The organism is Dickeya oryzae, assembly GCF_020406815.2.
Classification (GTDB): Bacteria; Pseudomonadota; Gammaproteobacteria; order Enterobacterales; family Enterobacteriaceae; genus Dickeya; species Dickeya oryzae.
Genome location: NZ_CP162670.1, coordinates 4305100 through 4318238, shown reverse-complemented (window position 1 = coordinate 4318238; position 13139 = coordinate 4305100). Strand labels below are relative to the sequence as shown.

The window sequence follows — 13139 nt, the reverse complement described above, 5'->3', positions numbered from 1 at the left end:
GCCGCCTTTATGTGTCAGAAAGTCATTACACTTCCAGATAGTTCATGATGCCATCAGCCGCTTTACGGCCTTCGGCTATCGCGGTTACCACCAGATCAGAACCACGTACCGCATCGCCACCGGCGAAGATTTTCGGGTTTGATGTCTGGAAGGCACTGTTGCTTTGTTCCGGGGCGATGATACGACCCTGAGTGTCCAGCTCCACGCCATGATCCGCCAGCCACGCCATTTTATGCGGACGGAAACCAAACGCCATGATAACCGCATCGGCTTCCAGCACATGCTCGGAACCCTCAACCGGTTCAGGCCGACGACGGCCATTAGCATCCGGTGCCCCCAGCTCGGTACGGATCATGCGTACACCGCACACTTTACCAGCGCCGTTGATTTCAATACTGAGCGGCTGGAGGTTGAAGCGGAACTCTACGCCTTCTTCGCGCGCATTTTTCACTTCGCGCTTGGAGCCCGGCATGTTTTCTTCATCACGACGATAGGCACAAGTGACATGCGTTGCTCCCTGACGAATCGAGGTACGCACACAGTCCATCGCCGTATCGCCGCCACCCAGGACGACGACACGTTTACCCTGCATCGAGATATACGGTTCCTGTTCGCTGGTTTCGAAGCCCATCAGGTTCTTGGTATTGGCAATCAGGAACGGCAGAGCATCGTATACGCCCGGTGCATCTTCGTTTTCCAGCCCGCCGCTCATTGACTGATAGGTACCGACACCCAGGAACACGGCGTCATATTCTGCCAGTAAGTCGCTCAACTGGACGTCTTTGCCGACTTCCGTATTCAGGTGAAAGTCGATGCCCATCTCCGTGAAGATTTCGCGGCGCTTGGTCATCACCTCTTTTTCCAGCTTGAACGCTGGGATACCGAAGGTCAGCAGGCCGCCGATTTCCGGGTGGCGGTCATAGACCACCGCTTTCACGCCGCTACGGGTCAGGACATCAGCACAAGCCAGCCCGGCTGGGCCCGCACCGATAATCGCCACACGTTTGCCGGTTGGCTGGACTGACGAAACATCCGGACGCCAGCCCATTTCGATGGCTTTATCGTTGATGTAGCGCTCGATGTTACCGATAGTGACGGCGCCGAATTCGTCATTCAGTGTGCAAGAGCCTTCACACAGGCGATCCTGTGGGCAGACGCGGCCGCATACTTCCGGCAGGCTGTTCGTCTGGTGAGACAGCTCAGCGGCTTCAATAATCCGTCCCTCATTCGCCAGCTTCAGCCAGTTCGGGATGTAGTTATGGACCGGGCATTTCCATTCGCAGTAGGGGTTGCCGCAAGCCAGGCAGCGATCTGCCTGGGCTTTGGACTGGCTTTCCGAGAATGGCTCGTAAATTTCAACAAACTCGATTTTACGAATCTTCAGCGGTTTCTTGGGCGGATCAACGCGCTGTAAGTCGATAAACTGATAAACATTCTGACTCATGATGACCTCTTACTGCGCCTGTACCCGCAGCTCCGCTGCGGAACGACTACGATGACCCAACAACGCTTTCACATCACTTGACTTCGGTTTGACCAACGAAAATTTCGAAGCCCAGGTCGGCCAGTTAGCAAGAATTTCCTCACCACGCTGCGAACCGGTGTGCTGGACGTGCTCGGTAATCAGCCCGCGCAGGTGTTCTTCGTGAATCGCCAGGTTTTCCACATCCAGCACTTCAACCAGTTCAGGGTTGACGCGCTTACGGAATTCGCCGTCTTCATCCAGCACGTAGGCGAAGCCGCCGGTCATGCCCGCACCAAAGTTGACGCCGGTACGACCGAGGATGCAGACGATACCGCCAGTCATGTATTCGCAGCCGTTATCACCGATACCTTCCACCACGGTGATGGCACCGGAGTTACGTACGGCGAAGCGCTCGCCAGCACGACCAGCCGCGAACAGTTTGCCGCCGGTTGCGCCGTACAGGCAGGTGTTACCGATGATGCTGGCTTCGTGACTGCGGAAGGCTGAACCCACCGGCGGACGTACGGAGATAACACCACCCGCCATACCTTTACCCACATAGTCGTTAGCATCGCCGGTCAGGGCCAGTTCAACACCGCCTGCGTTCCAGACGCCGAAGCTCTGGCCTGCGGTACCGGTGAAATGGACTTTGATCGGGTCGCTCGCCAGGCCCTGGTCACCATGTTTTTCCGCGATCATGCCGGACAAGGTGGCCCCGACGGAGCGGTCAGTATTGCGGATGTCAAAATAGAGCGCTTTGCTCTGTCTGGCATCGACATGTGCCTGAGCCTGTGCGATCAGCTCTTTATTCAATAGCCCCTTGTCAAACGACGGGTTGCCTTCGGTGCAGTACAGTGCTTTACCGGGTTGCGGTGCAACGGTGTGCAGCAACGGCGACAGATCCAGTTTGTTCTGCTTGGCGGTGATGCCATCCAGTTCGACCAGTAAATCGGTACGGCCGATCAGGTCTACCAGACGGCTTACGCCCAGTTCCGCCATCAGCTCGCGGGTTTCGCGGGCGATGAAGGTGAAGTAGTTAACGACACGTTCCGGCAGGCCGTGATAGTGGTCGCGGCGCAGTTTGTCATCCTGTGTTGCCACGCCGGTAGCGCAGTTGTTCAGGTGACAGATACGCAGGTATTTACAACCCAGCGCGACCATCGGGCCAGTACCGAAGCCGAAGCTCTCCGCACCCAGAATCGCTGCTTTCACGATATCCAGACCGGTTTTCAGGCCACCGTCCACCTGCAGACGAATCTTATGACGCAGGCCGTTAGCCACCAGCGCCTGCTGGGTTTCTACCAGGCCCAGTTCCCACGGACAACCGGCGTATTTCACCGACGTCAGCGGGCTGGCACCGGTACCACCGTCATAGCCCGCGATGGTGATAAGGTCGGCATAGGCTTTAGCCACGCCGGTAGCGATGGTGCCGACGCCCGGTTCGGACACCAGCTTGACTGAAATCATCGCCTTCGGGTTGACCTGTTTCAGGTCGAAAATCAACTGCGCCAGATCTTCGATAGAATAAATATCATGGTGCGGCGGTGGCGAAATCAGGGTCACGCCCGGTACGGAATACCGCAGACGTGCGATATACGGGGTGACTTTATCGCCCGGTAACTGACCACCTTCACCCGGTTTAGCACCTTGCGCCACTTTGATCTGAATAACGTCGGCATTGACCAGATAGGCTGGGGTCACGCCAAAGCGACCAGAAGCCACCTGCTTGATACGAGATACTTTATTGGTACCGTAGCGCGCCGGGTCTTCGCCGCCTTCACCGGAGTTGGAAAAGCCGCCCAGACTGTTCATGGCTTCTGCCAGCGATTCATGCGCTTCAGGGCTCAGGGCACCGATAGACATGGCGGCGGTGTCAAAGCGCTTGAACAGCTCTGAGTCCGGCTCAACCTGTTCCAGCGGGATTGCTGCGCCTGCCTGAGGTTGCACTGCCAGCAGGTCACGCAGCATCGATGCCGGACGCTCGTTAACCAGTTTGGCGTACTGCTGGTAATCCTGATAGTTGCCGCTGTGAACCGCGGTTTGCAGTGTTTTCACCACATCGGGGTTGTAGGCGTGGTATTCACCGCCATAGACGAATTTGAGCAGACCACCCTGATCGAGTTTCTGGCGCTTGAGCCAGGCACGTTTGGACAGGTTTTGCAGGTCCTGCTCAAAATCGCTGAAACTGGCACCGCCAATACGGCTCACTACGCCCTGGAAGCAACGGGATGACACATCCTGATGCAGACCCACCGCTTCAAACAGCTTCGAACAGCGGTAAGAGGCGATAGTGGAGATCCCCATCTTAGACATGATCTTGTACAGACCTTTGTTGATGCCGTTACGGTAGTTCTGCATCACGGTACGGTACGGTTTGTCGATGGTGTGGTTATCCACCAGACCAGCCAGTGTCTCATAGGCCAGATACGGGTAAACCGCCGTCGCGCCGAAGCCGAGTAATACGGCAAAGTGGTGCGGATCGCGGGCACTGCCGGTTTCCACGATGATGTTGGCATCGCAGCGCAGACTTTTTTCCACCAGGCGAGCCTGAATCGCACCCACTGCCATGGGTGCTGGCACTGGCAGACGGTCTTGTGCGATACCGCGGTCGGTCAGCACCAGCAATACCGCACCGGCACGGACTTTGTATTCCGCTTCGTCACACAGTTTTTCCACGGTCTCCTGCAACGAACGCTGCTTAGGATCGAAAGTGATATCGATCTTCTCGGCGCGATAGTGCTCAGGATCCTGGTTGATCAATTGAATGAAATCAGAGTAGAGCAGGATCGGCGATTTGAAGCTCAGGCGGTGAGCCTGCCCTTCGGCTTCGCAGAATACGTTCATTTCGCGACCGATACAGGTGGCGAGCGACATCACGTGCGATTCGCGCAGCGGGTCGATTGGCGGGTTGGTTACCTGCGCAAACTGCTGGCGGAAATAATCGTAAATGATACGCGGACGGCTCGACAGCACGGCGAACGGGGTATCATCCCCCATCGAGCCGGTTGCTTCCTGACCGTTTTCGCCCAGTACGCGAATGACCTGATCCAGCTCTTCAAAGCTATAACCAAACTGCTTCTGGTAAGTTTCCAGCAGCGCGTTGTCCAGTTCCCGGCTACCGACCTGATCGTCTGGTAATTCTTCGAACGGCACCAGCCGTTTAACGTTTTTCTCCATCCACTCTTTGTAGGGATGGCGGCTTTTCAGGTCGTCGTCGGTTTCGGTCGAATGCAGAATACGGCCGGTACGGGTATCGATGACCATCAGTTCGCCGGGGCCGACGCGGCCTTTTTCCACCACCTCGTCAGGCTGGTAATCCCAGATACCCACTTCGGAGGCACAGGTAATCAGCTTATCTTTGGTGATGACATAGCGCGCCGGGCGCAGGCCGTTACGGTCGAGGTTACAGGCTGCGTAACGTCCATCAGACAGCACCAGACCGGCTGGGCCGTCCCACGGCTCCATATGCATGGAGTTAAAGTCGAAGAAAGCGCGCAGCTCCGGGTCCATGTTCGGGTTGTTCTGCCAGGCGGGTGGCACCAGCAGACGCATCGCACGTACGATGTCCATCCCACCGGCGAGGAACAGCTCCAGCATGTTATCCAGCGACATGGAGTCTGACCCGCTTTCGTCAACAAACGGTGCGGCATCCAGCAGGTCAGGGATCAGCGGGGTCTTAAATTTGTAAGCACGAGCGCGAGCCCACTGGCGGTTACCGGTAATGGTGTTGATTTCACCGTTGTGCGCCAGATAGCGGAACGGTTGGGCCAGACGCCAGCGAGGCACCGTGTTGGTGGAGAAGCGCTGATGGAACAGACAAATCGCTGATTCCATACGCAAGTCCGCCAGATCCAGATAAAATCGCGGCAAGTCTGTGGGCATGCACAGACCTTTATAGATATTCACCAGATTGGACAGGCTGCAAACGTAAAAGTCTTTATCCTGAACGCGCTTCTCGATACGGCGACGTGCCATAAACAGGCGGCGTTCCATATCACGTGGACGCCAGCCTGCCGGAGCGTTAACGAAAATCTGTTCGATGCACGGCAGGGAAGACAGGGCGATTTCACCCAGCACGTCCGGGTTGGTCGGGACTTCGCGCCAGCCCAGTACGGATAACGTCTCATTCTGCAGTTCTTCTTCTACAATCCGACGCGTGGCACGGGCTTTCTCTTCATCCCGGCTGAGGAACAACATACCGACCGCATAATTGTTCGCTAACCGCCAGCCGTGCTCTTCGGCAACCAGACGGAAGAAACGATCGGGTTTCTGGAGTAATAAACCGCATCCGTCGCCGGTCTTGCCATCGGCAAGAATCGCACCACGGTGCTGCATGCGTGCCAGGGCGTGGATCGCCGTGCGCACGACTTTATGGCTCGGTTCACCTTCTATATGGGCGATCAATCCGAAACCACAGTTGTCTCTTTCATGGGATGCATCGTACAACATATCTCAGTGAACCTCCCCAGGCTCTGTATGACGTCCTCAATCGACAACCTCACTGCCAGAATCGGCTGCGTAAATGACGCGTTAACCGCACGCTAACCGCGAGCGACCCCTTCACTGCGCCAATAAGGCATCAGTGGTGTGCGCCGCTCTCTTTTATCTGGCCTCTCGTAAGGTATCACAAGTGATGTGACTTGCTTGATGAGGGAGTCTTCTTCTTACTGCATAAATATGACGAGACGTTCACTCGTCAGGAAATCTTCCAGCGGATTCCCAAATTAGCGAGAAACCCTGTTCAGGTCAAATACCCATGACGAGCAGGCACTTTAGGGATAATATTTGCTTATGTTTATGAAATAAAAGGATTTAATTAATAAAAAGAAGATGTTGGCAGGAGCAGGGGATGGGTTGAACTGTGAGCTGTATCACTATGCTAATAGCGGGTTTTTATGGCTGCATGCTGAGATAGTCTTAGTTTGTGGCATCTTATTCTGTTTCGTGTCTTTTTTTTACTTTATGACACTGTTTTCATTTTACGGTCATCTTTTAATGGAATGAACCTCGCGGATAAGAAAAATTAATCAGGAATAATGTGATTTTATTTTCATTAAAAACGAATAAACATGCAGCTGCATAAACCGGAGCGTATTGATCGGGGTCATCGCCGTTAACGGGCGAGAAAGGTAGGCTGATTTTTTGTGAAATGAAGAATCAGAATATGCAATTGCAAAAATTAATCAATATGTTTGGTGGGGATCTTCAGCGTCGTTATGGAGAAAAAATCCATAAATTGACGTTACACGGGGGATTTAGCTGTCCAAACCGCGACGGCACGCTGGGGCGGGGTGGTTGTACTTTCTGTAATGTGGCGTCATTTGCGGATGAACAAATGCAACAGCGCAGTATCGCCGAGCAATTAGCGACACAGGCTGGCAAGGTCAACCGCGCAAGCCGCTATCTGGCCTATTTTCAGGCGTATACCAGCACTTACGCCGAAGTGCAGGTATTGGCGTCCATGTACCGGCAGGCGCTGGCGCAGGCTGACATTGTGGGGTTATGTGTCGGCACCCGGCCGGATTGTGTACCGGATACGGTGCTGGACTTGCTGGCTGACTACCATGAGCAAGGGTATGAAGTCTGGCTGGAGTTGGGATTGCAAAGCGCCCATGACCGGACATTACGGCGCATCAATCGCGGGCATGATTTCGCCTGCTACCAACAGACGGCGCAGCGTGCCCGTGCCAGAGGGCTGAAAGTGTGCAGCCACCTGATTGTCGGCCTGCCCGGTGAGCGCGACGAACATTGTCTGTCGACGTTGCAGCGCGTCGTTGAAGCCGGTGTCGAGGGGATTAAATTGCATCCGTTGCATATTGTGACCGGCAGCGTGATGGCGAAAGCCTGGCAAGCGGGCCGACTGACAGCCTTGCCGCTGGAGCATTATGTGGCGATTGCCAGTGAGATGATTCGTCACACCCCGCCCGATATTGTTTACCACCGTATTTCTGCCAGCGCCCGACGTCCGACGCTACTGGCTCCATTGTGGTGTGAAAACCGTTGGACAGGCATGGTCGGCATTCACGATTACCTGCAACAGCATGGGACGCAAGGTTCCGCGTTGGGGCAGCCGTTTCATTATTCGACACGCTAAATTCGACACACGTATTACCAATATTCTCATTACCCGACACTCTCATCTTCGTGGCGGCTCGCAAATCGACCGCTCATTTACCACGCACATGATTTTTTTACGGTATGATTTGCGTGTTGACGACTAAGGAACACTGTTATGAGGCAAATCAGGCTGTTGGCGCAGTATTACGTTGATTTAATGGTCAAATTGGGGTTGGTCCGGTTTTCCCTGCTACTGGCCTCGGCGCTGGTTTTGCTGGCGCTGGTGGTACAAATGGCGGTGACGCTGTTGCTCACCGGCAAGGTGGAAAATATCGACGTAGTGCGTTCTATTTTCTTTGGTTTACTGATCACGCCCTGGGCGGTTTATTTTTTGTCGGTGGTTGTCGAGCAGCTTGAAGAGTCTCGCCAGCGCCTGTCCCGGCTGGTGGCCAAACTGGAAGAAATGCGCCAGCGCGATCAGGAACTGAACGAACAGCTACAGGGTAACATCAGCCAGCTCAATCAGGAGATTAGCGATCGTATCAAGGCGGAAGAAGCCCGATTGCTGATGGTTTCCAAGTTGCGCGAAGAAATGGCGCGTCGTGAGCAGGCGCAGGTTGAACTGGAGCAGCAATCGGCGCTGCTGCGCTCCTTTCTTGATGCCTCGCCAGATCTGGTCTACTACCGCAATGAAAATAAAGAGTTTTCCGGCTGTAACCGGGCAATGGAACTGCTGCTAGGCAAAAGCCAGAAGCAACTGATTGGCCTGACGCCGAAAGATGTTTACCCCCCCGATATTGCTGAAAAAGTCATGGAAACGGATGAGAAGGTGTTTCGTCACAACGTTTCATTGACCTATGAACAGTGGCTGGTTTATCCGGATGGACGCAAAGCCTGTTTTGAACTGCGTAAGGTGCCGTTTTACGACCGAATGGGAAAACGGCATGGGCTCATGGGGTTTGGTCGCGATATTACCGAGCGTAAGCGCTATCAGGACGCGTTGGAGAACGCCAGCAGGGAAAAGACCACCTTCATCTCTACAATCAGCCACGAGCTGCGTACGCCGCTTAACGGCATTGTCGGTCTGAGTCGTATCCTGCTTGATACCCATTTGGATGCCGAGCAGCAGAAATACCTGAAAACCATCCACGTCAGTGCCATTACGCTTGGCAATATCTTCAACGACATCATCGAAATGGATAAACAGGAGCGACGTAAGGTTCAACTGGATAATCAGCCGGTAGATTTTGTCGGTTTTGTGGTGGATCTGGAGAACCTTGGTGGATTGCTGGCCCAGCCGAAAGGCCTGCAACTTGAGATGGAGCTCCATCAGCCGTTGCCGAAGACCATCATTACTGACGGCACCCGGTTGCGTCAGATCCTGTGGAATCTGCTTAGCAACGCGGTGAAATTCACGCGAGAAGGCCGGGTGGTGGTCCGGGTCTGGCATGAACAAGGCAATCGCCTGCGCTTTGAGGTGGAGGATTCCGGTATGGGGATTCCGGCCGACGAGCTCGAGAAAATTTTCTCCATGTACTACCAGGTAAAAGATCAACATGGCGGTAAACCGGCTACTGGCACCGGTATCGGGCTGGCGGTTTCTAAACGCCTGGCGCAGAGCATGGGCGGCGATATCCACGTCACCAGTGAGCTGGGTAAAGGCTCCTGCTTTACGCTGACGGTAACGGCACCTGTGGGCGATAGTGATGAGCCCGATGACGATGAGCAGGATGAACTGCCGCTACCCGCGCTGCATGTGCTGTTGGTGGAAGATATCGAGCTGAACGTCGTAGTGGCGCGTTCGGTATTGGAAAAATTGGGTAGCAGCGTCGATGTTGCGATGACCGGGCAGGCCGCGCTCGACATGTTTGATCCCGATGAGTTCGATTTGGTGCTGCTGGATATCCAGTTGCCAGACATGACCGGGCTTGATGTGGCACGTCGTCTGCGTGAGCGCTATGCCGGGCAGTCGATGCCGCCGCTGGTCGCGCTGACGGCGAACGTACTCAAAGATAAAAAAGAGTATCTGGATGCGGGCATGGACGACGTACTGAGCAAGCCGCTGGCGGTGCCGGCGCTGACCGCCGTTATTCAGCAATACTGGGATCATCATGCGCAACCGGAACAGGAAGACGCGGTGGTGGATACCGGGTCGTTGCATGATCGTATTCTGGATGTGCCGATGCTGGAACAGTACCTGACGCTGGTGGGACCGAAACTGATTCACCAGAGCCTGGCCATGTTTGAACAGATGATGCCCGGTTATCTGGCGATTCTGGACTCCAACATGACTGCCCGTGATCAGAAAGGCATCGCCGAAGAAGGGCATAAAATCAAAGGGGCGGCGGGTTCGGTAGGGCTTAAACATCTGCAACAGGTTGCGCAACAGATTCAGACCACGACACTACCGGCATGGTGGGACAACGTACAGGAATGGATTGACGAGTTGAAACACGACTGGCAACAGGATGTGCAGGTATTGAAAGACTGGGTTTCGGAGGCTGAAAAAAAATGACCCCGACCGAAGCCGGGGTGCGCGAATTATGCGCCAACACCAGGGAAAGTGGTACACCTGCGTTCGCTCTCAGATGTCATTGGTACGCAAGCGTTTTTGAAATCCCATCATCTGACAACACACACCATAGCAAATATGGCGCTGTTTGTTACAAGAATCATTAAAATGTGTGATGTAGATTAGTGTTTGTCAATCAAAAAATCAATTAGTTGATGTAATGAAATGAGGGATAATTGATGAAAAAAGTGGGCGTCGTACTCTGTGGGTGTGGTGTTTATGATGGTTCAGAAATTCACGAAGTTGTCTTGACTCTGCTTGCAATCGATCGCGCCGGTGCTGAAGCTGTCTGCTTTGCACCGGATAAAGAACAGCTGCATGTTGTTAATCACTTGAACGGTGAGGTGACGGGTGAGAAACGCAATGTTTTAGCGGAGTCGGCGCGTATTGTACGCGGAAAAATCCAGCCATTATCCAGTGCCGATCCCCAACAGCTTGATGCGCTGATTGTGCCTGGCGGATTCGGTGCAGCAAAAAATTTGAGTGATTTTGCCACCCGTGGGGCGGACTGCGAGATTGATAAAGAACTGAAAATACTGACACGTGAAATTCATAAGAAAAATAAACCAATCGGCTTCATTTGCATCGCACCGGCCATGTTACCAAAACTACTCGATACCTCTGTGCGGCTTACAATTGGTAACGATATGGGAACCGCTCAGGCGATAGAAGCGATGGGTGGTGTACATGTTGAATGCCCGGTAGATGACATTGTTGTTGACGTTGCACATAAGGTTGTGACGACGCCGGCCTATATGTTGGCTAACTCGATTAGCGAAGCGGCCTGCGGAATTGAGAAACTGGTGGCGCGTGTTTTGGAACTGGCTGAATGAGGCAAGGCGGGCGTCCAGAGAAAGGGGGATTGGCACGCATGGCTGTTTCGATACGTCGCTGGGTGTGGCGTATCTTACTGGGTGTCGTCGCCATATGGCTGGCGGCAATCCTGCTGTTTGCGTTTTTGCCGGTCCCTTTTTCCGCCGTGATGGTCGACAGGCAACTTAGCGCCTGGTTGAGTGGTGATTTCAGCTATGTGGCCCATTCTGATTGGGTATCGATGGATGACATTGCCGCTGTCGCGCCTCTGGCCGTGATTGCCGCAGAAGATCAGAAATTTCCCCAGCATTGGGGGTTCGATTTCGATGCGATTTCGGCGGCACTCAAACATAACGAGCAGTATGAAAACCGTATTCGCGGCGCATCGACGTTGTCGCAGCAGACAGTAAAAAATCTCTTGTTATGGGATGGGCGCAGTTGGGTGCGTAAAGGTCTTGAAGCTGGTTTGACGGTTGCGATGGAACTGGTGTGGACTAAGCGTCGTATTCTGACGGTTTACCTGAATATTGCTGAGTTCGGGCCTGGAATTTTTGGTATTGAAGCGGCCTCGAGGCAATTTTTTAATAAACCGGCGAGCCGGTTAACGGCGTCAGAAGCGGCGTTGTTGGCGGCAGTGTTGCCGAATCCTATCCGTTATCGCGTCAATAAGCCCACGGGTTATGTCATACGACGTCAGCAATGGATCTTGCGTCAGATGGGGCAGATCGGCGCAGAGCACTTTCTGGAAGCGAATAGACTCTATTAACAAACCTGATTAACCGGCAGGTGTTTTTCTCAGGCCGTTTCCGTTTTCAGGGGCCTGTTCGGAAATTATAACAGCCTGAATGGAGATAGAAGATGCGGTATGGCATGGCTTTTTTGATATCGCTGTTACTGGGTGGACTGATGGTGTCTGCCGACGCCGCTTCTGCCAAAAACGATAATTCTGCTTATGTATTTTTGCATGCGGATAGTCTTACTCAGGTAAAACAGCAATTGCGCAATCAGGCGGTACCTGCACAGCGGCAACTCGCTTATCAGCAATTGTTGCGGGCAGCGGACAGCGCGATGAAAAAACCTGACCTGACGGTTACTCAAAAACTTTCAATACCGCCGGGGGGTGACCGTCACGACTATCTGAGTCTGGCGGCATACTGGTGGCCTTCTCCACAGCAAAAGGACGGCCTGCCGTGGGTGCGACATGACGGTAAGGTGAATCCGGCGACCAAGGGTGAACAGACCGATGCTGTCCGTCTGGCGACGTTTACCGATAGGGTACATGTGCTGGCGCTGGCCTGGTACTTCTCGGAACGACCTGAATATGCCAATAAAGCCATTTCCATGATTCGTACCTGGTTTATCACGCCTGAAACGCGGATGAACCCTAACCTGAATTATGCACAAGCGATTCCGGGCAGGAATGAGGGGCGCGGCGCGGGTGTCCTTGATGGGCGTTTTTTCGCTACCCGTATTGTGGATGCGTTAGCCATCGTGCAGCAGTCTCCGGGGTGGAGTGCCAATGACGACAAGCAGATGCGTCAGTGGATGACGGAGTACCTGCACTGGCTGCTGACAAGCCATAATGGCAAGCAGGAAGCGGCAGCAAAGAATAATCACGGTAGCTGGTATGCGGTCCAGGTGGCGGGTATCGCGGCCTATCTGGGGCAGACGGAAACAGTAAAGGCCATGGTGGCATTACAGCGGCAAAAGCTCGACCATCAATTGGCGGCTGGCGGGGCGCAACCAGAGGAACTGGCGCGAACCCGGTCGTTCCATTATAGCGTGTTCAATTTGCAGGCTGTCAGTGGGATGGCGACCCTTGCAGAGAAATATGGCGAAAATCTGTGGCGGTATCAGACACCTCAAGGGGAGAGCCTGTTGTCTGCGCTCGATTTCGTGGCTCCTTATCTGGATGCGTCCAGACCCTGGCCTTATAAGACGATAGGACGTGAACGTCGCGACGGTAGTCCGTTAATTCCACTGATGCTGCAGGCTGAACGGGCTATCGGTGCTCCCCGTTATCGGGCTGTTATCCAACAGGCCGGGTTTACGCCATTGCTGACCGGCGGCGCGGAGGCGAAAACCGATTCCCCCACCAGTGTAGATGCCCGGCGAAGTCTCTGGTTATTGGCATCGCCCCCTTTGGGTGACAGGTAACGACATCGTCATTAAGCAAGAGAGCAAGAAAGAATGACTGACTGGCAAGAACGTGCTGTCAGCAGGATATCGAAC

Annotated in this window: 7 protein-coding genes; 5 read left to right on the top strand and 2 right to left on the bottom strand. The window is 54.0% G+C overall.

The window, feature by feature from the left end; translation table 11 throughout:
- Positions 1–25: 25 nt before the first annotated feature.
- Both LF929_RS18970 and gltB read right to left on the bottom strand, forming a co-directional pair.
- Positions 26–1444 (bottom strand): glutamate synthase small subunit, encoded by a 1419-nt coding sequence (locus tag LF929_RS18970; protein WP_038903092.1) that lies wholly within the window; start codon positions 1442–1444, stop codon positions 26–28.
- Positions 1445–1453: 9 nt separating this feature from the next.
- Positions 1454–5914 (bottom strand): glutamate synthase large subunit, encoded by a 4461-nt coding sequence (gene gltB, locus LF929_RS18965; protein ID WP_019843576.1) that lies wholly within the window; start codon positions 5912–5914, stop codon positions 1454–1456.
- A gap of 715 nt (positions 5915–6629) precedes the next feature.
- On the opposite strand from gltB, the gene LF929_RS18960 reads away from it, so the two are divergent.
- From LF929_RS18960 to LF929_RS18940, 5 genes are all read left to right on the top strand, one after another.
- Positions 6630–7559: a TIGR01212 family radical SAM protein gene (locus LF929_RS18960; protein ID WP_210174471.1), complete on the top strand. Its 930-nt coding sequence runs from the start codon at positions 6630–6632 to the stop codon at positions 7557–7559.
- Positions 7560–7697: 138 nt separating this feature from the next.
- Positions 7698–10037, top strand: coding sequence for an aerobic respiration two-component sensor histidine kinase ArcB (gene arcB / locus LF929_RS18955; RefSeq protein ID WP_038906798.1), 2340 nt, complete (start codon positions 7698–7700; stop codon positions 10035–10037).
- A 236-nt stretch (positions 10038–10273) separates the two neighbouring features.
- Positions 10274–10927, top strand: a complete 654-nt coding sequence (elbB, locus tag LF929_RS18950) for an isoprenoid biosynthesis glyoxalase ElbB (RefSeq protein ID WP_038906800.1) — start codon at positions 10274–10276, stop codon at positions 10925–10927.
- The gene (gene mtgA / locus LF929_RS18945; protein ID WP_226093066.1) at positions 10924–11673 is read left to right on the top strand and encodes a monofunctional biosynthetic peptidoglycan transglycosylase; all 750 of its coding nucleotides are present in this window, start codon (positions 10924–10926) and stop codon (positions 11671–11673) included. The genes elbB and mtgA overlap by 4 nt, the downstream gene beginning before the upstream one ends.
- Positions 11674–11777: 104 nt before the next feature.
- Positions 11778–13064 (top strand): alginate lyase family protein, encoded by a 1287-nt coding sequence (locus LF929_RS18940; RefSeq protein ID WP_226093067.1) that lies wholly within the window; start codon positions 11778–11780, stop codon positions 13062–13064.
- The last annotated feature ends 75 nt before the right edge of the window (positions 13065–13139 follow it).

Excerpts from the sequence above, each read along its gene's own strand:
- LF929_RS18970 (WP_038903092.1), bottom strand. The coding sequence starts at position 1,444 with ATGAGTCAGAATGTTTATCAGTTTATCGACTTACAGCGCGTTGATCCG.
- gltB (WP_019843576.1), bottom strand. The coding sequence starts at position 5,914 with ATGTTGTACGATGCATCCCATGAAAGAGACAACTGTGGTTTCGGATTG.
- LF929_RS18960 (WP_210174471.1), top strand. The coding sequence starts at position 6,630 with ATGCAATTGCAAAAATTAATCAATATGTTTGGTGGGGATCTTCAGCGT.
- arcB (WP_038906798.1), top strand. The coding sequence starts at position 7,698 with ATGAGGCAAATCAGGCTGTTGGCGCAGTATTACGTTGATTTAATGGTC.
- elbB (WP_038906800.1), top strand. The coding sequence starts at position 10,274 with ATGAAAAAAGTGGGCGTCGTACTCTGTGGGTGTGGTGTTTATGATGGT.
- mtgA (WP_226093066.1), top strand. The coding sequence starts at position 10,924 with ATGAGGCAAGGCGGGCGTCCAGAGAAAGGGGGATTGGCACGCATGGCT.
- LF929_RS18940 (WP_226093067.1), top strand. The coding sequence starts at position 11,778 with ATGGCTTTTTTGATATCGCTGTTACTGGGTGGACTGATGGTGTCTGCC.